Here is a 24240-nt window from a genome sequence, read left to right on the forward strand (position 1 = left end):
CTGTGCCCGATTCACTCGGAAGCAGTGATAAGCATTCCTCCATAAAAAGCGTTATCTGCAATTTTGTGGTGCGAATTGCGGCTATCGAACTGGGGCCGTCCGCTGTTTGCCAGCAAACAAGAGCAACCTACCCAGCAACCACAAGTCAATTGCATCCTCGCGATTGGCCTTTTCGCAAGTTCATATCAATTCCCTTTTCACTTGCGTTCCAGGTGAAGCTTCTGCTCAGGGACCGAGCGGGGCATGTCGAGTGACCCCTTGTCATGGACGGCGACCCCCAAAATTCGTTTAGCCTCGGGGTGACATATGTTCTCCCCCAGTCGAACTAGGCCACACATCCTTTGAGCCAGGAGGACTAATCTTGATCACCGCCGCTTCACTCAAGGAATATACAGCAAAGGATTTAGCTCAAATGGCGAAGCGTCGCGGTGTGACCGGTTGGCACGCGATGCGAAAGGACGAACTCGTCAAGGCGTTGATCAAAGCCGCCAAGTCGAGTGGGGCCTCGGCCAAGAGCAAAGCCACCAACGGCAAGGCCAAGAAGGCCAAGTCTGCATCTGCCAAATCAACATCAACGGCGGCGAAGAAGGCCTCGGTTGCCAAAGCCAAGCCGGCTGCGACCGCCAAGCGGCGAGCGGCGAAGTCAAAGCCCGTCAAGAAGTCGGATCCTAAGGTCGTCGAGTCGATTCGTACCATGTACGAACAGCGTCAAGCCGCCAAAGACCTGGGTACCCATTCGGCTGATCAGAAGGGTGCCGACCGCCTGGTCTTGATGGTTCGCGACTCTTACTGGATGCATGCCTGCTGGGAAGTCTCTCGAAAAGCAATCGACCGCGCCAAGGCTGCTTTGGCTCAGGACTGGCATACCTCAACTCCGGTTCTTCGCGTTACGGAAGTCGATGGAGAGGTCATGACCAGTGGTTCCGAGCGTCTGGTCAAGCAGATCGAGATTCATGGCGGCGTCAAGAATTGGTACATCGACGTCGTCGATCCTCCCAAGAGCTATCGCTGCCACCTCGGTTACCTGGCCGCTAACGGACGATTCCACGCAATCGCTCGCAGCAACGTCGTGACCACGCCCCGCCCTGGTTCCTGCGAAGAGATCGACGGCAACTGGGACGACGTCGCCGACAACGTCGAAAAGATCTATGCCCTCAGTGGCGGTGCCGACGAAGAGCATTCCGATGGCGAACTGCGAGAAATGCTCGAGCAGCGTTTCCGTCGCCCCGTCGGGATGCCGATGGCTGCCCGGCTCGGTTTGGTGGGGGATCAGTTCTCCAATGGTAAGCCGAATCAAGACTTCGATCTCAACATTGAAGTCGAGATGATCGTGGTTGGCTCGACCAAAGCAGGTTCCTACGTCACCCTTTCCGGCGAGCCGGTCAAGGTGCGTGAGGATGGTACGTTCATGGTGAAGATGGATTTCCCCGACAAGCGGCAGATCTTCCCGATCGTGGCTCGCTCGAAGGATGGCCTGGAACAGCGCACCATTGCCCTGGCCGTGGAACGAAATACTAAGGCCATGGATCCCATTTCGCACGATCCGCGTGAGTCCAACGGCAGCTAGTCGAGCCACGCCTACCCGAGGCGAAAGAAGGAATTTGACAGGAATTCCTTCTTAATTATTCCGCCATCAAGCATTCAAATTCGCGCAAGGGTTGGTACGATGAAGAGCGTACCAACCCTTCTTTATTTCTTGTTCGAGGTCCTGCCGATGTCCACTTCCCGCCGAGAATTCCTGGCCAATTGTTCAGCCGCCGCCGCTGCTGGTCTTACGCTGGCAACTCCGGCATCGTTGTTGGCTGCCGACAATACAACGGCCTCTGGCGAGAAGCGAATCAAGAAGGCTGTCAAGATTGGCATGGTTGGCGTGCCTGGCACGCTGGCCGAAAAGATGACCGTGTTGAAGGAACTCGGCTTTGATGGTCTCGAACTCAACTCGCCTGGCGGTCCCGAAGCCGAGGAAGTTCGCAAAGCGGTTGAGGTCTCCGGGATTCCCGTGCATGGCGTGGTCGATTCCATTCACTGGAATACGCGACTTTCCGACCCGGACGAAGAAGTTCGCCAGAAGGGGCTGGAAGGTTTGCTCACGGCCATCAACGCCAGTAAATCCTACGGCGGAACAAGCGTTCTGCTGGTCCCAGGCGTCGTGAACAAGGACGTCACCTACGACCAGTGCTGGGAGCGTTCCATCGAGCAAATCAAGAAGGCCCTGCCAATGGCCAAAGAGCAAAACATCCAGATCCTGATGGAAAACGTCTGGAATAACTTCCTCACCGATCCGAAAGAAACCGCTCGCTTCATCGACGAACTCGATAGCGACATGGTGGGTGCCTATTTCGACGTGGGTAACACGGTGAAGTACTCGCCGCCGCACGAGTGGGTGCCCATCCTCGGTCCACGTATCAAGAAGCTCGACATCAAAGACTACGGCAAGGGAAAAGGCTTCGGGGCCAAACTGATGGAGGGGGACGTCGACTGGCCGAAAGTCATGGCCCAATTACGCGAGATCGATTACCAAGGCTGGGCAACCGCCGAGATCTCTGGCGGTGGTCGCGAGCGACTGACGGAAATCGCCGATCGAATGGATCGTATCTTTGCCAGTTAGTGCGTAGGAAACAAGCTTCGAGCCTGCTGCTGTTTTCCGCGAGCGGGCCTCTTTTATTTCTTGTCCAACGATACCTGAATCAACTGATTCAAACTGCCAGACTTCAGACCACCCAGATCGAGCGTGACGAACTTGAAGCCGATTTCGGTGAGACGTTTCGCAAGCGTCTCGCGCGTCTCCGGTTGGGCAAGCCACGCGATCGACTCCAGAGGGACTTCCAAGCGAGCCAGGTCGCCATCGTGGTAACGAACGCGGAGATCACGCAGGCCCAGCGATCGCAGCGTTTCTTCCGCCAGTTCCACCATCTTCAGACGCTCCGGCGTGACTTCCACGCCGTAGGCAATACGACTTGCCAGGCAGGGGGAAGCAGGGCGGTCCCACACCGGGAGGTCCCACGCTTTGGCGATCTCGCGGAGGGTACTTTTATCGATCTCGCACTCCAAAAGAGGCGAGCGTACCCCGGCGTTGGTTGCGGCGATCATCCCGGGGCGATGGTCTCCCCGGTCGTCCAGGTTGGCGCCGTTGACGATGACGGCCGATTCATAGCGGGCACGAATCGCGGACAGGTGGTCGTACAGTTCCGACTTGCAGTGGAAACAGCGATCCGGGGCATTGGCGACGTAGCCAGGGCGATTCAATTCGGCCGTCTCGATCACCTCGTGCCGAATGCCAATGACCTCGGCGGTCTCTTGAGCGATCCGCAGATCACGCTCGGCCACGCTAGGGCTTTTGGCTGTTACGGCGAACGACTTCTCTCCCAGTGCGAGCACCGCGGCCTTGGCCACGACGCTGCTGTCGACACCTCCTGAAAAGGCAACCAGGCACGAGTCGAGGTCGTGAAACCACTGAAGCAGTCGCTTGCTCGGGGGAAGTGAAGTGTCGCAAGTCATGGTCAGGGGAAAATTTGGGAGTGAATGATGCAGGGCAATCGGGCATAGTCGATCTGCAATTTTAACAAGTTTCTGACCGCGGAAAACGCGCAGGCTGTAACGCCCGCCAAGGCCGCTGAAATCATTCAATCGAAAGCAGGCGATAAGAAAGTACGTCCGCGCAGAACCCGCACCATCACCGAAAGAAAAGAAAGCACCCCCGACCGACGCTCAACGCAACTTTTGCACTAACGCTAACTTGTTCTCTAAGTCGCGTCTTTCGAGGACTTTACAGAATCGCGGTGACTGAGGGAGGATGATCAGGTTACCGAAAATCGGCTGGCAGTGCCACCATTCTACTCTACCCACCTCACTTCGCATTAGCAGTGAGCACCGATGCGCTGCGGTACTTCGACTGGGTTGTGCGCGAGTTGCTGATCCCGCACGTCAAGTCGCCGGATGGCTGTCAGATTCTTCTTGCGTCCGGCTACAACAAGCCGAGGCGCGAACCGCCGCCCGATCGTTCTTACGATTGCGAAACCCGTCCGATCTGGACGCCGTGGGGCTGGGCGGTCGACCGATCTCACTTGACCTGGCTGATCGTCAATTGGTGCTTCCGCAACCTGAAGTGCTTCGCATACCCGCCGCGAGGTCTTTCCGATCCTCAGCCGCATTCAGAACATTGGCTACGAGATGGGTGAGAACGGCCGCACGCCTGAGTGGTATCGTAAGAATCATCGAACTCCGTGGGTGGCGACACGAGTGGAAGCAGGAACGTTTCAATTCTGATTACGCATGCACCGCAAATCGCCGATTAGCCTCTGCCCAATCAATGTGATCAATGAACTTCTCGACGTATTCCGCCTTGCGGTTTTGGTAGTCGATGTAATAGGCGTGCTCGTAGGTGTCGATCACGATCAGCGGGATGGCCCCAGAGAACGCCCATCGCGTGTTCGTCGCTGACGACGTTGTAGAGCTTGCCGTTGACTGGATGTTTGACGATCCGAAGGTCGAGGAGAAGATCCTTGCTCCGCTGCCTGACGCCCCGTCGCAGAACAAAGTGCGACCGCCGAGCGGATCGTCGATCGTCGGCGTATGTGGCTACCTTGTACGAAGTGCCGCTGCTGTCGCGTGAGCAGGAACATCACTTGTTCCGCAAGTTCAACTACCTTAAACAGCGGGCAAGCAGGCTGCGGGAACAACTGGACGAAACTCATCCCAATCGAAAACTCGTGGACCGCGTCGAATCTTACTACGCGGAAGCGACGAAGACGAAGCAGGCGATTATCCAAGCCAACCTGCGCCTTGTTGTGTCGCTCGCTAAGCGAAGTGTGGACGCAACGCACTCATTCGATCAGCTCATCAGCGACGGCAACATGTCGCCGATGCGAGCGGTCGAGAGATTCGATTGCTCGATGGGCAACAAGTTCAGCACGTACGCCACATGGGCGATCGTCAAGAACTATGCTCAAAGCGTGCCACGTGAGTATCGCCAGCGCAGCCGGTTTACGACCGGAAAAGACGAGTTGCTCGACAATCAGCTCGACCGGCGATCCGACGTCGGCGGACAACTCCGCGCTCAGAAGCTCCGCCGCCAGCAGATCCGAAAGATCCTGTCGCGGCTCGACGAACGGAAGAAGAAGATTATTGTTGATCGCTTCGGGCTGGAATATGAGCGCGAGCCGAAGACACTCCGCGAAGTTGGCGAAGACTTGGGCATCACGAAGGAACGCGTACGACAACTGGAGACCAAAGCCATGGAGAAGCTGCGCGATGCCTTCCGGAATGCCAAGATCGAGTGGGGCGATTGAGCTTCCTGAGCGGGCCAACGTGCAACAGCCGTCAGTGCTACGTTTGGCATCAGATTTCCTGTCTACACGAGGAGGCGGTGGCCCGTGAATTGTGCGTCATGAGTAATATCAGTTCGATCACCGATGACGCGGGACAGCGCCGGGGCGTGTCGCCCGCGACGCGCGCGGCCCTGCTGGCGGCCATGGGTGTTGAGTCGGACAATGACCTAGCGCAGGACGATGGTCGTGTGTTGATCGTTTACGAAGGCGACGGCTTGGAACTGTCCGGCCCCGCGGAACTCATTCTCGAAGATGGCACGTCGCTCGCCATCGAGCAATCCCTGCCTCCTAGATGGGACGTGCAATCTCAGGCCTCGATCATATGCGCCGCCACCTTGCCGAATTGGGCGCTCTTTCCGCGGATGCGACGGTGGAACAAGCCGTCGAAACCGCGTATCGTCTGCTCGGTCACGCGCCGTCAGTCCTGCTGCTCGCTACTTTGGAAGACGGGATCGGTGTGGAACGCCGTCCGAATCTGCCCGGCACGGTGGAGCAACGTCGCAACTGGTCATTCGCGCTGCCCCAGATGCTCGAAGATATTGAAACGGCAAACTTGCCGGCTGTGATTGCCAGATCGCTCTCGCGCACAGATGATATTGAGTCGAAGGGAGGGGACAGTTAATCGGATCCAACTTTTTTCAGGGAGTTATAGGAAACTCTGCGATGTTGTACGTTCGCGAAAGTTCCAACTCGTTCGGTCAGGTGTGTAAGAAACTGCACGAAGCCGCGGCGGAAAACAAATTCGGAGTGCTGGGCGTCCACGACTTGAAAGACAAAATGCAGAGTAAGGGTGTCGCTTTCGACCACGAATGTCGCGTCTTCGACGTCTGCAACCCAGGCAAGGCTAAGACCGTGTTGGAGTCCGACATGTCGGTATCGACCGCGCTGCCATGTCGCATTTCGGTCTATGAAGAGTACGGGACAGTCAAAGTCGCCACGCTCAAGCCCACGGACGTTTTGGCACTTTTTCAACGCCCCGATCTGGAACCCGTCGCCCGGGAAGTAGAAGACGCGATGGTTCGGATGATCGATGCTGCCTGTAATGCTTAACTCAGTGCGGATCGACACATTGTCGCCCGGCGTCGACACATCGATCCACATCAAGTTCGAGGCCGGCGAGCCGGTACTCGAACGTGTGCGTGGCCGCCTGAGGGGTAATGCCTGGGCCACCAAGTGCTACGGTGGCCCGCCGTTGCTCAGGCGATTAGCTGCCCGAAAACCGGCATACCTCGCCTAACCCGAGCAACCGGAAATCCGACTGCCGGTTTCGCCGGAAATTCTATTTGCTTCGACTGGTTCGGCTGGGTTGGTTTTCCCGATAACGATGGTGATACTCTGTAGTTTTCGTTTCCAAGAGGGGGCCACGGATGGCCGTAAGATCCACATTATTTTTGTTGGGCGCGATCGCTCTATTGGCCGGCTGTAAGACCGCGCATCAGGTGAGAGATCCCGAGTACGCCCACGTTGCCCATTCCGTGCATCAGGCGTGGCATGCGTCTACTCCAGTTGCTGATGCGGTCGATCCGGTGTTCTCACACCTAGAAGGGCCACACCCGGTCGAGGAGTACCTCCAGTTTGCGCTGAATCAGAATCCCGACATTCAAGCCGCGCGCAAACAGATGGAAGCCATTGCTCACCAGGTTCCTGTAGCCGCGAGTCTGGAAGACCCCAAATTGGGGATGACTTTCTATCCCGAACAAGTCCAGACCGCCGCCGGACAGCAAGAGTTCGCCCTGACCGCAAACCAGAAGTTTCCCTGGCACGGCAAGCTCGACGCTCGTGCTCAGTTGGTCGAATCACAAACCAACATGGCTCGCGCTCAACTTGCCGCCGTTGAACTGGCGACGATCGCAAAAGTCAAGCGTAGTTACTACGAACTCTATTTCATCCAGCAAGCCATTGCGGTCACCGAAGCAGACCGGAAGCTGCTTGGCGAGATTCGGGACGTCGCCAACGCGCGATACAAAGCGGGAAAAGCCAGCCAGCAAGACTTGCTGCGAGCGGAGTTGGAAATCTCCAACGTCGAGAATGAACTCATCCGCTTGCGGCAACGACTGAAAAGCGCACAGGCGCGTCTCGCCCGCGTAATGCACATTGCCCCACAAACTAAAGTACGCGCACTCGATCGTGTTCCGCCGGAGCAAGTGCCGCGCGACCTCGAATGGCTGCAGCGTCAAGCGGTGGCCGCTCGGCCAGAATTGCACGCACAACTGGCGGCGCTCGAACGAGACCAACGGGCCGTCGAGTTGGCGCGTCTCGACTACATGCCGGACGTGACGTTGGGAGCGACATGGATCGACGTTGCCAGCGCCGGGATCAGCCCCGTGGCCAACGGACGGGATTCCTTCCTGCTTACCGCGGGCATCAACCTGCCGATTTACCGCAAGCGGTTGGACTCGTCCGTGCGCTCTGCCGAAGCCAAGGCCGTCTCCACGGCCCGCCCGTATGATTCGTTGCGCGATGCGACGCTCGAAGAGGTCATGGATCTGTTCGCGCAGGCCCAGAGCCAGCAAGATCTGTTGACGTTGTTCCGCGAAGACATTCTTCCGAAAGCTCGACAAACACTCGAAGTATCGAGCCGAGCTTACAACACAGGTGAGGTTGACTTCCTGCAGTTGATCGACAACTGGCGACAGTTGCTCCGCTATGAGATCAGCTACCGACGGCTGGAAGCTTCCTTGCGGCAGACGTTGGCGGAACTGGAACGCGTGGTTGGTGGCTTTACTGGCCCAAGCGCCGAAACGATTCCAACACCTCGCGAGGAACCACAAGCTTTACCGCCGCCACCTTAGTACTCGACTGCGTTCGGAAAACTCGGACTGGAAGACTCGGCAGCGATTGGCTGCAATCAAGGGAGAAGCAATTGATGGCAATCACAAAAACCTTGCTACGGTCGATCGTGCCGCTGGCCTTAACGTTGGCGGTTGGTTGTGCGCCAGCATATCACAGTTATTCCGGCTGCCGCGTCGATTGCAAATACTGCGCCCCGCCGCCACTGCCATATACTCACTATGAAGGCTGTGTGTGTCATTCGTCCGCTGTTTCGCAGTACTTGACGGTTGACACAGCACCAGTTGAAAATCACAGGACCGATGCAACCGACTAACTGTATTTCGAGCCGTCGATGCCACACCACCTGGCTCAAAAGGTAAATGCTGGCGTCGGTGTCCAGCAGACGCTTGGTGATCGATGTCCGTCGTCAGTAGTGCGCTGCGTTGTGTACTGTCCAGCCACAGCGCAGTCCCGGCTGAGGATGGGATCGATTTGGCACAAGCTGGATGAATAGCGTGGATTCTCTCGATGGAGACAACAGAATGCGGTTGTTGCGGCAAGCCCCCTGCCGAATGTACGTGCTGGGAGTTTCCTGGCTGGGGCAAGGTCGACAACCTCGTCGACATAACGCCGGCCGTTCACGACCAGACGGTTGAGAACGAGCGCTTGGGTGTCTGGCGGGCCACGGCGATTTGCGGAAACGACATCACGTCAAGTTGTCTCTATGTTTCCGCCCTCGCGGCATTGTATGCGGGGCCACTGGCTCCCGTGGCGTTAGCGCTTGTTGCAGCCGTCCTCTACCTGTTCCGAAAGATCTATGCCGAAGTCGGCAGCGCGCTACCGCTGAACGGGGGCGCTTATAACGTTCTGCTGAACACGACCACGAAAGCACGCGCTGCACTGGCCGCATGCCTGACGTTGTTGTCCTATATTGCAACCGCAGTCATCAGCAGCAGCGGAGCGATGCACTACGCAGCCGAATTGCTGCCGCAGCTCGATGTTTTCTGGGCGACGGTCATCCTGTTGGGTGCGTTTGCGGTCCTGAACCTATTGGGTATCTCCGACTCGGCCAACGTCGCCGTGGCGATCTTCGCCTTTCATCTGCTGACGCTAACAGCTCTTGTCGGCGTCGCGCTGGCGGCAACGATGTTCGACCCGCAGACATTGCTGGATAACTGGCGCACACCGTTTGACCAATGGCCGACGCCGCGTTCGGGTGGGTTGACCGCTGCTCTGTTCTTCGGATTCTCCGCGGCCATGTTGGGCATTAGCGGATTTGAGAGTTCCGCCAACTACATTGAAGAGCAAAAGCCCGGCGTATTTCCCAAGACGCTTCGTAACATGTGGATTGCGGTGGCCATCTTCAATCCGCTCATCAGTCTGCTCTCGTTCGGCGTGTTGTCGATGGACGAAATCGCCAACCACAAAGAAGCTCTGCTATCCGAAATGGCTCACCACAGCATCGTCCGGATCGGCGGCGTGACTGACTCCTCCACAGTTGCCACGTTGGCCGCCCAATGGATCAGTTTCGATGCCGTGATCGTGTTGTCAGGTGCCGTCTTGACCAGCTACGTCGGTGTGACGGGGCTCATGCGCCGCATGAGCATGGACATGTGCTTGCCGCAATTCTTTCTACGCGCGAACCGGTGGAAAGGAACCAACCACTGGATCATCGGAAGTTTCTTCGCGCTGTGCTGCTCGATCCTGTTGATCACTCGCGGGCAAATCGAAACGCTGGCCGGTGTTTACACGCTCTCTTTCCTGGGGGTAATGAGTTTGTTCGCGGTGGGCAATCTACTTTTGAAGAAGAAGCATCCGCTCTTGCCGCGATCCAGCAAAGCTCCAGTGCTGGCGGTCGTTGCCGCCTTGATCGCGGTCGTGGCTGCGCTAGTAGGCAACGTACTGCTCGATCCTCACTACGTTCGGGTGTTCCTAATGTACTTTGGCGGGGCCGTGGCGGTCGTTGGATTCGTGTTCTTTCGTACGCGTCTCTTGGTGGCGTGGCTGTTTGCAGCACGATTCTTGCTCTCGCTTCCTCTGCTGAATCGTTGGAAACCGCGGCATTATGTTGAATCTTTGCTGCATGCGATACAGTGTCGTGCCATCTTGTTCATCGCGGCCGAGGGGACGGAAGAGGAAATGCGGCGGGCGGTTGAATATGTCCGCCGAAACGAGCAGATTCGGCAGCTGAAGATCGTGTGGTGTTACGAACGCGACACGGATGTCCCCACAGACCTCGCCGCAGTCCGGGAACAGGTAGATCATGAGTTTCCCGATATTCACGTCGACCTGTTACTCGTCAAGGGAACACTTGGTCCGCCACTATTGTCGTCCCTGTCTCAGCAGTTAGGCGTGCCGAACAACTATCTGTTCATCACGTCCGAGACTGCTGAGAACATACGCGATCTGTCGGAGTGGGGTGGCGTGAGGATTGTCGCCTGATAGACTTTGTTGACCGCGACCTAATCAATTATTCGCGCCTGCAATCTTTTGCAGAACGGCGTGCAGTTTTTTGCAGTGCAGCGCGAGAGCAGCGAGCTTGTTACTGCTTTTTGGGCGGCGGCGCGGCGTTTGCACGCAGTCGCTCGATCGAGAGGACTCCCCATGAATGAAACTTCGAACTCTGGCAACGAAGCGGCTGAAGCCGTTCCGCCGGACGCACCGGCCCGCAGTTCTACCCATCGAACCGCCATGTACCTGGTCTTCGGTATCGCGCTGTTCGTCGGTTTGTTGTTTGAAGCAATAATTGTGGGCGCCGTCAAGCGAATTCTGCCGGACCCCAATGCGAACCGCGAAATCCTCTACTGGCAGTCACCGATGGATCCTAGCATCCGCAGCGACAAACCGGGAAAGACGGCGATGGGGATGGATCTTGTGCCCGTCTACGCGGATGTGGAGCCATCGAACGGGCCGGTCATGATACGGCCGGAGATTGAAGAGAGCGAACATGCCATCGTAACCGTCGAGCGGGGGCCGTTGGTTCGATCGCTAGAAAGTGTGAGCACGGTGACCTTTGCCGAGCCGTTGATTGGCGACGTGACGCTGAAGATGGAAGGATGGCTGGAAGAGCTGCACGTCGATTACGAGGGACAAACCGTCAAGAAGGGTGACGCTTTGTTCGATGTCTACGCGCCCGCGTTGTTCGCTGCAGAGGAAGAATTCCTGACCAGCCTGGCGTATTTGAAAAATCCCGCCACGTCGCGAACGCGATTCGCGGAGGAAAACGTCAAGTCGGCTCGCCAGAAGCTGCGTTACTTGGATATGACCGACAAGCAGATCGATGAGCTGGCCCGCAAAGGCGTTGTCCAGAAGACGCTCACTTTCTACTCGCCGATCAGCGGAATCGTGATTGAGAAAAAAGCGTTTGAGGGCAAGTCTATTCCCGCCGGACAACTGCTTTATCGCATCGCCGATTTGTCCAAGGTCTGGGTGAACGTCTCGATCTACGAAAACCAAATCCATTGCGTTTATAAAGGTCAGGGAGCGACGCTGACGCTGTCCGAACTGCCCGGACGGACATTCTCCGGTAAGGTGGTCTACGTCTATCCGTACCTGGATCCCAAAAGCCGCACCGTCAAAGTTCGCCTGGAGTTCGACAACCCCAACTTGCTGCTGATGCCGGACATGTTCGGCCGCGTGAAACTGGAGCCACACCGCATGGGGCAGGGGCTACGCATTCCGCAAACGGCGGTGATGCAGACGGGCATGCGGAACCTTGTCTACGTGGCACTGCCAGAAAACCGCTTCGAGGACCGTGAAGTCCGCACCGGCATGGAATTGGACGGCGACCTGCTGGAAGTACTGGGCGGCTTGAAGGCGGGCGAACGGATCGTCGCCTCTCCCAATTTTCTCATGGACAGCGAAAGCCGCATTCGCTTGATGAACCGGAAGTTTGCCGCGCCCCCAATGCCCACGCCGGGCGAAGCCCATCAGCACAAGATGCCGGGAATGGACATGCCGGGGCATTCGATGAAGACGAAGGAAAGCGAATCGATGCGCGACATGCGTCAGGACTCTAGCAAGCAATAGATGAGGAGCCAGGTCATCGTGTCTCAACGTTGGAAAACACTTATACGGACAACCGTCGCTTGCCTGCGGATCGCGCTCATTGCGCTGCTCGGGACGCTCGGTGGCATGGCGCTGCGGGCGTGGGGCGTGCCGCATCTGCCGCCCTCGGTCGCTCGCATTTTTGGGGAAGTCAAATCGACCGAAACAGGAGGGCAAGGGGTTGCTCAAGAAGGGCGCGAGGTGGCCTTTTGGAAGTCGTCGATGATACCCAACTTCGTCTCGCCCAAGCCGGGCGTCGATCCGATGAATATGGATCTGATTCCCGTCTACTTGGACGAACTGAGCGATGAAAGCCTGATTACACTTAGCCCCGAAGTGGTCCGCAACATGGGATTGCGCACCTTTCCGGTCGAACACGGAACAGCGTCGCGCGTGGTGCGGACGATCGGCGAAGTCGATTATGCCGAGCCGCTGCTGGGCGACGTCACGCTGAAAGTCGGCGGCTGGGTCGAAGAATTATTCGTCGATTACGTCGGCCAACGGGTCAAGAAGGGACAGCCCCTGTTCACCGTCTACTCGCCCGAATTGTACAGCGCGGCGGAGGAATATCTGCTCAGCCTGCAAAACACGCCGTCGCCAGACACTCCGCGCCGGCTGACGATCGGCGCAAGCGAAGTCTTTCCGGCGTATGAAAAACTCCGTTATTGGGACGTGCCGGAATCGGAAATTGCGAGAATTAAGCAACAAGGTCAGCCGACGAAAACAGTCAAATTCGAATCGCCCTTTGACGGCTGGGTCATTGAAAAGCACGCCTTCCGCGGCATGCACATGAACCCGGGCACACGCTACTTTCGCATCGCGGACCTTTCCAAGATCTGGGTTTAAGTCACCATCTTCGAGTACCAATTGCCCGATGTCCATGTTGGGCAAACCGCCCAACTGTCCTTGCCCTACCGGCCCGGTGAGATCTTCGAGGGGAAGGTGATCTACCGCTACCCCTACGTCGATCCCAAGAGTCGGCAAATCCGAGTGCGGCTGGAGTTTCCCAACCCCGAGCTGAAACTGAAACCGGCCATGTATGCCGACGTGGAACTGCAAGCGCCGATTGAGGGAAAGCAGATTCTGGTGCCGCAAGACGCCGTGATCGACATCGGTCGACGAAGGAATATCGGCGGCGAACAGCGGCACGTGGGCTACACCTACGTCAAGGTCGGCGAGGGAACGTTTGAACCGCGTGAGGTCGAGCTGGGGGAGGAATTGGAAGGCGGTCGATTGCAGATCCGTTCCGGATTGAAACCAGGAGAGGAGGTCGTCGTCTCGGGCCAGTTTCAACTCGACAGCGAGCGGCGCGTGAAGGAAGCCAACCTGGCCATGCTGATGCAGAGCCGCGGAAAGGAAGAAGAGTAACCGTTTCTGACGGCAAGCGAGGAACTTATGATTGCCAAACTGATCGAATTCTCGGTGAAGAACAAATTCCTGATGCTCCTGTTGACGGGGGTGTTGGTGCTGGGCGGAGCGTACGCGATCTACACGATTCCGCTCGACGCCATTCCGGACCTCAGCGACGTTCAGGTGATCGTCTTCACCGAGTTTCCTGGTCAGGCCCCGCAAGTGGTCGAGGACCAGGTCACCTATCCGCTCACGACCACGATGCTGGCCGTGCCCAACGCGAAGACCGTGCGCGGGTATTCGTTCTTCGGCTTCTCGTTCGTCTACATCATCTTCGAGGACGGCACGGACATCTATTGGGCCCGCAGCCGCGTGTTGGAGTATCTCAGCTTTGTCGCGAACAGGCTGCCGCCGGGCGTTACGCCGCGGCTAGGCCCTGATGCAACTGGTGTGGGTTGGGTCTACGAATACTCGCTCTACAGCGGCTGGTACTCGCCCGACCATCCGGCCGGATTGTTTCAAGATCCCGAACAGCCCGAACAATGGTACGCGTCGGTTCAAGACGCGCCGGCCACAGTCCGCGACCGCTTGTTGCGAGTCCGCGTCTTCGACCAGCCGGGCAAGTGCCCACTGAGCGGCAAGCCGCTAGTCCGCGCGAACCAAGACCTGTCCACTTTGCGAAGCCTGCAGGACTGGTACTTGCGCTACGAGTTGACCGCTGTGGAAGGCGTCTCGGAAGTTGCCAGTGTGGGCGGTTACGTTAAGCAGTATCAAGTCGAAGTCGATCCCGATCGGCTGCTGGCGTTTCATCTTTCGATCCAGGACGTGCGCCGCGCGATCCAGCGTTCCAACAACGATGTCGGCGGCCGCGTGATTGAGATTTCCGAGAACGAATACATGGTCCGCGGACTCGGCTATCTGGGCGGCGGCACGAGCGATCCGGAAACGAGCCAGCGAGCCATCGACGATCTGGCCCACGTTTCGCTCGGCACGACGGCGGAAGGCACCCCTATCTTCCTCCGCGAAGTGGCCCAGATTCATCTCGGTCCGGAGCTGCGCCGCGGGCTGGCCGAATCGGACGGGAAAGGCGAAGTCGCCGGCGGCGTGGTTATCATGCGGTTTGGCGAGAACGCCTACGAAATCATCGAGAATGTCAAGGAGAAGCTCGACGAGCTCAAGGTGGGCCTGCCGCCGGGCGTCGATATTAAGACGGAGTACGACCGCTCGGCGCTGATCGAACGCGCGGTTGATACGCTGAAGCAAAAACTGCTCGAAGAAATGATCGTAGTGGCACTTGTGATTACGATCTTCCTCTTGCACTTCCGCAGCTCGCTGGTGGCCATTTTTGTGCTGCCGACCGGTGTGATGGCCGCTATGCTGTTGATGCACGGTATCGGCTTGACCGCCAACATCATGTCGCTGGGCGGCATCGCTCTGGCAATTGGCGTGATGGTCGATTCGGCCATCATCATGATCGAGAACACGCACAAGCATCTCGAAGCGCCCGGCGATCGATCGCATGCGCAAATCATCATCGACGCTTGCAGCGAAGTTGGGCCGCAGTTGTTCTTTTCACTGCTTGTGATCACGGTCAGCTTTGTGCCGATCTTCAGCCTGACCGGTCAGTCGGGCCGCTTGTTTCGCCCACTGGCCTTCACCAACATGTTCGCCATCGGTTCGGCCGCGGTTCTCGCGGTCGTCATGGTGCCCGTGCTGATGGAATTCTTTGTCCGAGGCCGCGTCCCCAGCGAAGAGCGCAACCCGCTTAGCAAACTGCTGATGCGAATATATGAACCGCTGTTCTGGCTCGGCATGCGCGGCCGCGCGTTCACGATTCTGGTCGCCATCGCGCTAGTAGCTGTCACGGTTTGGCCGTTCTCTCAGCTTGGCAGCGAGTTCATGCCGCCGCTGGAAGAAGGCGACCTGCTGTACATGCCGACGACGGACCCTTCCATCTCGATCACCAAAGCCCGCGAGCTTCTGCAGCAGACCGACAAGCTGATCATGACCTTCCCGGAAGTGCACCATGTCTTTGGCAAAGCCGGCCGCGCCGATACGCCGACCGACCCGGCTGGGCTGAGCATGCTGGAGACTACGATCGCGCTGGAGCACGACAAGTCGAAATGGCGGACGCGGCGTGTCGAGCGCTGGTTCGGCGGCTTTCCGAATTGGGTAAAGGCACCCCTCGCGTATTTTTGGCCCGAAGAGCGGACGATCACAGACGACGAGTTGGTTTACGGCTGGAACAAGCCGGACGGGACACACGTTCCCGGATTGGACGACGTCGTAAAACTGCCCGGAGTCAGCAATGCGTGGACCATGCCGATCAAAACGCGGATCGACATGCTATCGACCGGCATCAAGACGCCGATCGGCATCAAAGTCATCGGCGACGACTTGGGCACGCTGGCCGATCTGGCGGAGAAGATCTCGGCTCAACTCCGCACGCTGCCGGACACCGTCAGCGTGTTCGCGGAAAAGACGGTGGGTGGCAAATACATCGACTTCAAAATCAAGCGAGAAGAAGTTGCCCGCTACGGCATGACGGTCGACGACGTGCAGCAGGTCATTTTGGCGGCCCTGGGCGGAACCAACGTCACCACCACGGTCGAAGGGCTCGAACGCTATCCGGTCAACGTCCGCTATCCGCGCGAGCTGCGCGACAACCTCACCACACTGCGCCAGACTTTGATTGCAACGCCGACCGGCGCCCAGATTCCGATCGAGCAAGTTGCGGAGCTTTCAGTCCATACCGGACCGCCGGTGATACGCAGCGAACAGGCAAAGCTGAATGCCTGGATCTACGTCGATGTGGCGACCAGCGACATCGGCGGCTACGTGCGCGACGCGCGAGCGCTCATCGACGACAAGATTGTCAGTCAGCCGGATTTTCCAACCGGCTACAGCGTAACTTGGAGCGGCCAATACGAATACATGCAAGAGGCCAACCAGCGGCTGATGGTAGTGGTACCCATCACGCTGGTGATCATTATCTTCCTGCTGTACGTCAGCACGCGGAGCGTGTTCCGCACGCTGGTGATCATCATGGCCGTCCCGTTCAGCCTGGTCGGTGCGATTTGGTTTCTGTACCTGCTCGACTTTCAGTTGAGTTTGGCGGTGTGGGTCGGCCTGATCGCTTTGGCCGGCCTCGACGCAGAAACGGGCGCAGTGATGCTGTTGTATCTGGACATCTCGTTCAAGAAGTTCGTCGACCAAGACCGTATGCGCAACCTGCGCGATCTAGAACTGGCGATCCACGACGGCGCCGTCAAGCGGATTCGCCCCAAGACAATGACCGTCATGGCGGCCCTATTCGGCTTGGTGCCGATCATGATTGGCGCGGAAACAGGGGCCGACACGATGAAGCGTTTGGCCGCCCCCATGATCGGTGGCCTGGTTACCAGCTTCATCATGGAACTATTGATTTACCCCGTCATTTTCTACTTTTACAAATCGTTCGAAGTACGACGTCGGATGCGCGAAGAACCGGGCGCTGATGAGACACGCGCAAACGTGTAGAATTGATCACCATGACCATTGATCCGATTTGCAAGATGGAGGTTGATCCGGCGACCGCGCTCTCCGCCGAACGCGACGGCGAGAAATTTCACTTTTGCAGCGAACACTGCCGCACGAAGTTTCTGGAAATGCGTGCGGAAGAACACGGCTCGAAGCACGATCACGAACCGGCAACGCCTCAGCACGAGCATGTGTGCTGTTCGACGTCGCCTCCTTCCTCGCCGATGGTGCAGTTCGGGACGACGACGAGCGACGCGGCCTCAGCCGCGCCGACCAAGAAATACTTCTGCCCAATGTGTCCGGGCGTCGAAAGCGACGAGCCGGGGAGTTGTCCCAAGTGCGGCATGGCACTGGAACTTGCCGCGCCGACGGCGCCCGCGACGCGCACGGTTTACACGTGCCCAATGCATCCGGAAATCGAACAGGACCATCCGGGGATCTGCCCCAAGTGCGGCATGGAACTGGAGCCCAAGTACGTCGCCGCTGAGGATGAGGAGGACGACAGCGAACTGCGCGACATGTCGCGGCGATTCTGGGTCGGATTCGCACTCGGGTTGCCAGTCTTGTTGCTCGCGATGGCTCCGATGGTCGGCATTCCATTGGACGCGTGGCTGTCGGTTGGCGTGTCGCACTGGATTCAACTCGCGCTCTGCACGCCGGTTGTTGCCTGGGCGGGCTGGCCGTTCTTTGTCCGTGGTTGGCATTCGCTGCGGACTTGGAACCTGAACATGTTCACGCTGACCGCGTTGGGAACTGGCGCGGCGTATTTTTACAGTTTGTTCGCCCTGTTGTTTCCGCGCTTGCTGCCGGAGTCATTTCTGGAGAACGGGCGAGCGGTCGTCTATTTTGAAGCGGCGGCGATGATTACCGTGCTGGTCTTGCTCGGCCAAGTACTGGAACTGCGGGCGCGGCGCCGCACGAGCGGGGCGATTCGCGAGCTGCTCTCGCTCGCGCCGCCGGTCGCGCATCTGGTGCGCGACGGCCAGGAGCGTGACGTGCCGCTGTCCGACGTGCATCCCGGCGACGTGTTGCGAGTACGGCCCGGCGACAAGATTCCGGTCGACGGAACGGTCACTGACGGCAAGAGCTCGGTGGACGAAGCGATGATCACGGGCGAGCCGGTGCCAGTGTCGAAGCAGCCGGACGACGGCGTGATCGGCGGCACGGTGAATCAGACCGGTTCGTTCTTGATGCGAGCCGAGCGGGTCGGCGGCGACACCGTGCTATCGCAAATCGTCGACATGGTCGGGCAAGCGCAACGCAGCCGCGCTCCGATTCAACGCTTGGCGGACGTGGCGGCATCGTACTTTGTTCCGGTGGTGGTCGCGGCGGCGATTGTAACGTTCATCGTCTGGGCGACGATTGGCCCGCAGCCGCGGCTGGCCCACGCGCTGATCAACGCCGTAGCCGTGTTGATCATTGCTTGCCCCTGCGCGCTTGGGTTGGCCACGCCGATGTCGATCATGGTAGGCGTCGGCCGCGGTGCAAGAGCCGGCGTGCTGATCAAGAACGCCGAAGTGCTGGAGATGATGAAAAGGGTCGATACGCTGGTCGTCGACAAAACCGGCACGCTGACCGAAGGCCAGCCACGATTGACGGCCTGCGTTCCGGCAGGGGATATCATGGAAGAGCAACTACTGCGGCTGGCCGCGGCGGTGGAACAGCAAAGTGAACATCCGCTGGCGAGGTCGATTGTCCGCGAAGCCGCACAGCGCCAGCTTGACTTGCCCAATTGCGAGCAGTTCAATTCGGTCACCGGTGAGGGCGTGGCCGGACGAGTCGACGAGCACGAAGTCGTCATCGGCAAGCCGGCACTGCTGAACCAGCGCGGCATCGACGTAGCACCGCTGGCCGATCGAGCGGCCGAGCTTCAGCAAGCCGGGCAAACGGTCATGTTTGCCGGCATCGATGGCCAGCTTGCCGGTATTCTCGCCGTGTCCGATCCAATCAAAGCGTCGACCGCCGAAGCCGTGCAAACGCTGCACCGGCTGGGCTTGCGGATCATCATGCTGACCGGCGACAACGAGCGCACCGCGCGAGCTGTCGCGGAGAACCTGGGGATCGACGAAGTGGAAGCGGGCGTCAAACCGGAGCACAAACATGAGCGTGTGCGGGCGCTCAAGGCACAGGGCCACGCGGTCGCGATGGCGGGCGACGGGATCAACGACGCCCCGGCACTGGCCGCGGCCGACGTCGGCATTGCGATGGGCACGGGTGCCGACGTAGCTATCGAAAGCGCAGGCGTCACGCTGGTCAAGGGCGACTTGCGGGGCATCGTCAAGGCAGTGCTGCTGAGCCGCGCCGTGGTCCGCAACATCCGGCAGAACTTGTTTTTCGCCTTCGTTTACAACTCCCTCGGAGTTCCCATCGCCGCCGGCGCGCTCTACCCGCTGTTCGGCATCTTGCTTAGTCCCGTCCTCGCCGCCGCAGCGATGAGTTTCAGTTCGTTTTCGGTAGTGACAAACGCGTTGCGTCTGCGTTCATCGGCGTTGTAATCAAGACGCAGTGCAGAAAATCATGTCCCGACAGCCGAAATCACCCGACCGCAGCAAGATTCGGAAACCGGCGCCGTCGAGCGGACGCGGCCCAGGGTGATAGGATGGTAGCCGTCAAGGGCGCCCTGTTTCATCGACTGATACAATGAAGCTTTGCCGTCCCCATGATCGGCGGCCTGATTCCCAGCTTCATTCAGAAAAAGGTTCACCGTCATGACGACCGAGCGAAGAATTGCCTATTTCTCGATGGAGATTGCCCTGAGCGAGGAGCTGCCGACCTATGCGGGCGGCCTCGGCGTGCTGGCGGGCGATACGATTCGCTCGGCGGCCGATCTGCGTGTGCCGATGGTTGCGGTCACTTTGCTGCATCGAAAAGGCTATTTCGATCAGCGGCTGGATGCGGACGGGTGGCAGAGCGAGCAGCCGGCCGAATGGAGCCCTGAGCGTCACCTCGTCGAGCAGCCACCGCGAGTCTCGGTGGAAATAGAGGCGCGGACCGTGCAACTGCGCGCTTGGCGTTACGAAGTCGCCGGAGTCGGCCAGTTCGTGGTGCCGGTCTACCTGCTCGACACGGACATTGCCGAGAACGGCGAGTGGGATCGGAAGTTGACCGACACGTTGTACGGTGGCGACGACCACTATCGTCTCTGTCAGGAAGTTGTGCTGGGGATGGGCGGCGTCCGGATGTTACAAGCACTCGGCTACGCGAAACTGCAGCGTTATCACATGAACGAAGGCCACTCGAGCTTGCTGGCGCTGGAATTGCTGGACGAACATGTCGCAGCCGCGGGAAGAACACAAAGTAATCGGGATGACGTGATTGCCGTGCACGATAAATGCGTGTTCACGACCCACACGCCCGTTCCCGCAGGGCATGACCGTTTTTCGCAGGAAATGGCCGAAAGAGTCCTGGGATCCGCTTTGAATTCTCATGACCAGGACATCTATAGCCACGACGGCCGACTGAACATGACGTATCTGGCGCTCAATCTCAGCCACTACGTCAACGGCGTGGCGAAGAAGCACGGCGAGGTGTCACGGCACATGTTTGCCAAGTACCAAATCGACTCGATCACCAACGGCGTGCACGCCGCGACCTGGACCACTCGTCCATTCCAGCAGCTTTTTGACCAGCACATCCCTGGTTGGCGCGAGGACAACTTCAACTTGCGCTACGCGCTCAGCATCCCGCACAACGAGATTCTCGAGACGCACGGCCGCGCCAAGAAGGCCCTGGTCGAATACGTCAATCGCGAAACGAACGCGGGTTTCAACGAAGATGTTTTGACCCTTGGTTTCGCGCGTCGCGCCGCAACCTACAAACGACCTGGGCTGCTGCTGGAAGATGCTGAGCGGCTCCTTGAACTAAGCCGTAAGCATGCGCTGCAACTGGTCTTCGCCGGAAAGGCGCACCCGCGCGATCAAACAGGAAAGAAACTGATCCAACATGTATTTCAGCAAGCGAAGCAGCTTCGCCCCAGCGTGAACCTGGTATTCCTGCCGAACTACGATATGCGGCTCGGACTCCTGATCACATCGGGTGTCGATGTGTGGCTCAATACACCACAGCCGCCGCTGGAAGCATCAGGCACAAGCGGGATGAAGGCGGCGCTGAACGGGGTTCCTTCGTTGAGTGTCTTGGATGGCTGGTGGATCGAAGGGTGTATTGAGGGAGTTACCGGCTGGGGAATCGGCGAGCGGCAGCGTGATGAGCGTCCCCACGAGTGTGCCGAAAACGACGCCTGTTCGCTGTACGGAAAGCTGGAGGATGTCGTCCTTCCCCTGTTCTGTCGAGACCGGGATGGTTTCGCCGAGGTCATGCGGCACGCGATCGCTCTCAACGGCTCCTTCTTCAATACGCAACGAATGATGCAACAATATGTCCTCAAGGCTTACTTCCCTTGAAACTTTGTTTGCCTGTCTCGTTGCCGGCATCTGCGCGCTGTGGATCCTGTAGAATTGCGGCTCTGATTACGCGTCGACCACCAACCAAGCCGCCGTCGTTTGACAGTTTTGGCACACGTCGTGCACGTAATAGTAGCGAGACACGCTCAAAGTTTCGGAGTATTCGAGCTGACAATCTTGGCAAGCCGCTGCGCAACACCGAGTTTTCAAGGAAACAACCATGCTCAATCACCAATTGCTCGATGACGAAGCCATCTTGGTTCTGGAACCGGATGGCCCACTCAAGGCCCAGGACTTTGAGGCCGTCGCCGCCGAAGTCGATCCGTTCATAGAGAAACACGACCATCTGCGGGGCGTCATGGTCGAATCCGAGTCGTTTCCCGGTTGGGCGGACTTGGCTTCGATGGCTGCGCACCTGAAGTTTGTCCGCAATCATCACAAGAAAATTGAACGAATCGCCATTGTTACCGACGACAACGTGATGTCCCACTTCCCCGACATTGCCAATCATTTCGTTGCTGCGGAGGTTCGTCACTTTCCCTATGTGAATAAGATGGACGCCTACCATTGGTTGAGCGGCAAGGATGTCGCGTCGAAAGAGTGACTGCGATGCTCTCAAGGCCTTCTACGGTTGAGGACACATCAAATGGCCGATACCTCGTTGCGCATCGGTATGGTTTCCACTCGGCTCACCGGCACAGACGGTGTGTCATTGGAGTCGGAGAAATGGACCCGCGTTTTGCAGGATCTGGGTCACGAGTGCTTCTTCTTCGCCGGCCAAAGCGATCGGTCCGCCGAGCGCTCGCGCGTTGTGCCTGAAGCTCACTTTGAATTTCCGGCAGTCCGAGAGATCAATGCCGATCTCTTTGAAAACTACAGTCGCTCGGCCACAACTTCGGAAGCGATTCATGAGCTTTGGCGCATCCTGCTTCGGGCGTTGCGCGAATTCATCGACGATTTCGGCATACAACTGCTCATCGTCGAGAACGCGCTGTCGCTGCCGATGAACGTTCCATTGGCGGTGGCGCTCACCGAGATCATCGCAGAAACCAACATCGCCACCGTGGCCCATCATCACGACTTTGCGTGGGAACGAGAACGGTATGCCGTGAACACAGCAGAAGATTATTTGCGTGCATCCTTTCCGCCCGACATGCCGACGATCCGGCATGTGGTGATTAACTCGTTCGGTGCTTCGCAGTTGGCTCTGCGCACCGGAATCCGCGCCACGCTGATCCCGAACGTGATGGACTTCGATTCGCCGCCAAGCGTTCCAGATGAGTTCTGCGATGACCTACGTGCGACGCTTGGTCTAGGTAGTGAGGAAGTAATGCTGCTTCAACCGACGCGCGTCGTGCCGCGCAAGCGGATCGAGCGGGCGATTGAGCTGGCCCGCTGGCTCGACAGACCCTGCTCCTTGGTCATTTCGCACGAATCCGGCGACGAAGGCAGTGACTACAAGGAGTATCTTGAGGACTACGCCAACGTGTTGGGAGTGCGCGTCCTGTTTGCCGACGAACATTTTGCTACACAGCGAGGCTCGTTACCGGGTGGTCAAAAGATCTACGCGCTAGCGGACGCCTACCATCATGCTGACCTGGTAACCTACCCATCCCGCGTGGAAGGGTTCGGCAACGCGTTCTTGGAGACGATCTATTATCGCCGCCCGCTCGTGATCAGCCGCTACGAGATCTTTAAGACCGATATTCGCCCCAAAGGCTTTGAGGTGATTGGTTTCGACAGCTACATCGATCGGCACACGGTTCAGAGCACGTGCGACGTGCTGGACAACTCCGACGAATCCGAGCGGATTGTCGAGCACAACTTTGCCCTGGGCCGAAAATACTACTCGTTTTCCGTGCTGAAACAGCGGCTTTGTGCCCTGATTGGCGAATGCCGAGAACAACTGATGTGAGCCAAACGCGCTTTCACTTGGATTGGTGTACAGATTGTGGACACGTAGATCAATGTCTGCACATGAATCAAAAATTGCAGACCAGCCACGGTGACGGTGATATGTCGAAAATCGCCCGGCACTAATTCAGCGGCTGTGTCATCTTACGATCGAACGAACTCGTGTTCGTTCTTGGGTGCGGCAATTTCCACTGGCGCAATCTGGGAGAGATAGACAGGATTGTTTCGTTCGGTATCCTCGTCGTGTGAGGAGTATTTACGGATGTTGCAATCTTTGACGCAAGGAAGTTGCCATGCAGAATTCCACCCAAGTGTCGCCACAGGAATTCGTCGAATCGTTGAAAGACCAAACCGACGCTTATTTGAAGTCGGTGGTCCAGGCCGTCAATCTTGCTCCCGATGGCAAGTTGATTGCCGGCAGCGATTCCCACCGCCTTCACTGCCGCCGACTGCCCGGCCGACCCCGCACAACCGGAGGGCTCGACGCGGTTCTATCACGGCCTCGATGGCGTGATGGTGCAGGTCGTCGGCGAGCACGAAAAGTCCGTCCGCCGCGAAAAAGTGGAAGCAAAGCGGACAGCCAAAGGGCGACCGCTGGAGGGCTTGCCGCCGCGCCGCGAAGGATGCGATGAATCGTTCAAGGAGTTTAAGGCCGTGGTCTTCTATGACGAAGCCGGCAAGCACTGGCATGAAACGCTGCGGTATTGCCGTCGCCCGGAAGCGGGTGACATCGTGCGTCACGAGGCGCGGCGTCTGCAATTCTTGGCAGCCGATGAGCGGGTGGCGAACGTGAACGGTGCGGATTGGATTCGCGAACAATTGCAGGCGGAGAGGGACGGTCTGCCTTTGGACGGCTTGGATGGGACTTTTACCAACTGAGCGAGAATGTCCACAAATGTCGCCGCGAGGTT

General features: G+C 58.2%; 19 protein-coding genes and 1 pseudogene. 18 read left to right on the top strand and 2 right to left on the bottom strand.

Annotated features, from left to right (window positions below; all coding sequences use genetic code 11):
• The first annotated feature begins 361 nt into the window (after positions 1–361).
• A complete protein-coding gene (locus Pan97_RS07475; RefSeq protein WP_144971486.1) occupies positions 362–1567 on the top strand; it encodes a DUF4912 domain-containing protein in 1206 nt (401 codons plus the stop codon).
• A 99-nt stretch (positions 1568–1666) separates the two neighbouring features.
• Positions 1667–2608 carry a sugar phosphate isomerase/epimerase family protein gene (locus tag Pan97_RS07480; protein ID WP_144971487.1) on the top strand — a complete coding sequence of 314 codons (942 nt, stop codon included), beginning with the start codon at positions 1667–1669 and terminating at the stop codon, positions 2606–2608.
• A 53-nt stretch (positions 2609–2661) separates the two neighbouring features.
• Here the strand turns inward: Pan97_RS07480 and larE are convergent, their stop codons facing one another.
• Entirely contained in the window at positions 2662–3498 is an 837-nt protein-coding gene (gene larE / locus Pan97_RS07485; RefSeq protein ID WP_144971488.1) for an ATP-dependent sacrificial sulfur transferase LarE, read from the bottom strand.
• Positions 3499–3863: 365 nt separating this feature from the next.
• Between larE and Pan97_RS07490 the strand changes: the two genes are divergently transcribed.
• The gene (locus Pan97_RS07490) at positions 3864–4178 is read left to right on the top strand and encodes a hypothetical protein (RefSeq protein ID WP_144971489.1); all 315 of its coding nucleotides are present in this window, start codon (positions 3864–3866) and stop codon (positions 4176–4178) included.
• An 88-nt stretch (positions 4179–4266) separates the two neighbouring features.
• Here Pan97_RS07490 and Pan97_RS27135 read toward each other — a convergent pair whose 3' ends face one another.
• A complete protein-coding gene (locus tag Pan97_RS27135; protein ID WP_391529987.1) occupies positions 4267–4470 on the bottom strand; it encodes a Fe-Mn family superoxide dismutase in 204 nt (67 codons plus the stop codon).
• Here Pan97_RS27135 and Pan97_RS26765 point away from each other — a divergent pair.
• From Pan97_RS26765 to Pan97_RS07570, 15 genes and pseudogenes are all read left to right on the top strand, one after another.
• The gene (locus Pan97_RS26765; RefSeq protein ID WP_241676367.1) at positions 4382–4612 is read left to right on the top strand and encodes a hypothetical protein; all 231 of its coding nucleotides are present in this window, start codon (positions 4382–4384) and stop codon (positions 4610–4612) included. The two genes, Pan97_RS27135 and Pan97_RS26765, sit on opposite strands and share 89 nt — an antisense overlap.
• Complete coding sequence (locus Pan97_RS07500) at positions 4575–5288, top strand: sigma-70 family RNA polymerase sigma factor (RefSeq protein ID WP_165698652.1); 714 nt, start codon at positions 4575–4577, stop codon at positions 5286–5288. The genes Pan97_RS26765 and Pan97_RS07500 overlap by 38 nt, the downstream gene beginning before the upstream one ends.
• Positions 5289–5649: 361 nt before the next feature.
• Positions 5650–5949 (top strand): hypothetical protein, encoded by a 300-nt coding sequence (locus Pan97_RS07505; protein WP_144971492.1) that lies wholly within the window; start codon positions 5650–5652, stop codon positions 5947–5949.
• A 41-nt stretch (positions 5950–5990) separates the two neighbouring features.
• Complete coding sequence (locus Pan97_RS07510) at positions 5991–6377, top strand: DUF302 domain-containing protein (protein WP_144971493.1); 387 nt, start codon at positions 5991–5993, stop codon at positions 6375–6377.
• Positions 6370–6564 (top strand): hypothetical protein, encoded by a 195-nt coding sequence (locus tag Pan97_RS07515; RefSeq protein ID WP_144971494.1) that lies wholly within the window; start codon positions 6370–6372, stop codon positions 6562–6564. The genes Pan97_RS07510 and Pan97_RS07515 overlap by 8 nt, the downstream gene beginning before the upstream one ends.
• Positions 6565–6694: 130 nt before the next feature.
• On the top strand, positions 6695–8119 hold the full coding sequence (locus Pan97_RS07520; protein ID WP_144971495.1) for a TolC family protein: 1425 nt from the start codon (positions 6695–6697) through the stop codon (positions 8117–8119).
• A gap of 508 nt (positions 8120–8627) precedes the next feature.
• Entirely contained in the window at positions 8628–10541 is a 1914-nt protein-coding gene (locus Pan97_RS07525) for an APC family permease (RefSeq protein WP_144971496.1), read from the top strand.
• 162 nt (positions 10542–10703) lie between these two features.
• Positions 10704–12128, top strand: coding sequence for an efflux RND transporter periplasmic adaptor subunit (locus Pan97_RS07530; RefSeq protein ID WP_144971497.1), 1425 nt, complete (start codon positions 10704–10706; stop codon positions 12126–12128).
• A 288-nt stretch (positions 12129–12416) separates the two neighbouring features.
• Positions 12417–13514 (top strand): annotated as a pseudogene (locus Pan97_RS26770) (efflux RND transporter periplasmic adaptor subunit).
• Positions 13515–13541: 27 nt separating this feature from the next.
• Positions 13542–17015, top strand: coding sequence for an efflux RND transporter permease subunit (locus Pan97_RS07545; RefSeq protein WP_144971500.1), 3474 nt, complete (start codon positions 13542–13544; stop codon positions 17013–17015).
• Positions 17016–17026: 11 nt separating this feature from the next.
• Positions 17027–19510 (top strand): heavy metal translocating P-type ATPase, encoded by a 2484-nt coding sequence (locus Pan97_RS07550; protein ID WP_144978209.1) that lies wholly within the window; start codon positions 17027–17029, stop codon positions 19508–19510.
• Positions 19511–19723: 213 nt separating this feature from the next.
• Positions 19724–21415, top strand: a complete 1692-nt coding sequence (glgP, locus tag Pan97_RS07555) for an alpha-glucan family phosphorylase (protein ID WP_144971501.1) — start codon at positions 19724–19726, stop codon at positions 21413–21415.
• 220 nt (positions 21416–21635) lie between these two features.
• Positions 21636–22019, top strand: coding sequence for a SpoIIAA family protein (locus Pan97_RS07560; protein WP_144971502.1), 384 nt, complete (start codon positions 21636–21638; stop codon positions 22017–22019).
• A 42-nt stretch (positions 22020–22061) separates the two neighbouring features.
• Complete coding sequence (locus Pan97_RS07565; protein ID WP_144971503.1) at positions 22062–23330, top strand: glycosyltransferase family 4 protein; 1269 nt, start codon at positions 22062–22064, stop codon at positions 23328–23330.
• Between the two features lie 410 nt (positions 23331–23740).
• The gene (locus Pan97_RS07570) at positions 23741–24208 is read left to right on the top strand and encodes a hypothetical protein (protein WP_144971504.1); all 468 of its coding nucleotides are present in this window, start codon (positions 23741–23743) and stop codon (positions 24206–24208) included.
• Positions 24209–24240: the final 32 nt, after the last annotated feature.

The sequence above is a fragment of the Bremerella volcania genome (genome assembly GCF_007748115.1).
In the GTDB taxonomy this organism is placed as follows: domain Bacteria; phylum Planctomycetota; class Planctomycetia; order Pirellulales; family Pirellulaceae; genus Bremerella; species Bremerella volcania.

Excerpts from the sequence above, each read along its gene's own strand:
- glgP (WP_144971501.1), top strand. The coding sequence starts at position 19,724 with ATGACGACCGAGCGAAGAATTGCCTATTTCTCGATGGAGATTGCCCTG.
- Pan97_RS07565 (WP_144971503.1), top strand. The coding sequence starts at position 22,062 with ATGGCCGATACCTCGTTGCGCATCGGTATGGTTTCCACTCGGCTCACC.
- Pan97_RS07505 (WP_144971492.1), top strand. The coding sequence starts at position 5,650 with ATGCGCCGCCACCTTGCCGAATTGGGCGCTCTTTCCGCGGATGCGACG.
- Pan97_RS07550 (WP_144978209.1), top strand. The coding sequence starts at position 17,027 with ATGACCATTGATCCGATTTGCAAGATGGAGGTTGATCCGGCGACCGCG.
- Pan97_RS07510 (WP_144971493.1), top strand. The coding sequence starts at position 5,991 with ATGTTGTACGTTCGCGAAAGTTCCAACTCGTTCGGTCAGGTGTGTAAG.
- larE (WP_144971488.1), bottom strand. The coding sequence starts at position 3,498 with ATGACTTGCGACACTTCACTTCCCCCGAGCAAGCGACTGCTTCAGTGG.
- Pan97_RS07530 (WP_144971497.1), top strand. The coding sequence starts at position 10,704 with ATGAATGAAACTTCGAACTCTGGCAACGAAGCGGCTGAAGCCGTTCCG.
- Pan97_RS07545 (WP_144971500.1), top strand. The coding sequence starts at position 13,542 with ATGATTGCCAAACTGATCGAATTCTCGGTGAAGAACAAATTCCTGATG.
- Pan97_RS07520 (WP_144971495.1), top strand. The coding sequence starts at position 6,695 with ATGGCCGTAAGATCCACATTATTTTTGTTGGGCGCGATCGCTCTATTG.
- Pan97_RS07525 (WP_144971496.1), top strand. The coding sequence starts at position 8,628 with ATGGAGACAACAGAATGCGGTTGTTGCGGCAAGCCCCCTGCCGAATGT.
- Pan97_RS07515 (WP_144971494.1), top strand. The coding sequence starts at position 6,370 with ATGCTTAACTCAGTGCGGATCGACACATTGTCGCCCGGCGTCGACACA.
- Pan97_RS07480 (WP_144971487.1), top strand. The coding sequence starts at position 1,667 with ATGAAGAGCGTACCAACCCTTCTTTATTTCTTGTTCGAGGTCCTGCCG.
- Pan97_RS07560 (WP_144971502.1), top strand. The coding sequence starts at position 21,636 with ATGCTCAATCACCAATTGCTCGATGACGAAGCCATCTTGGTTCTGGAA.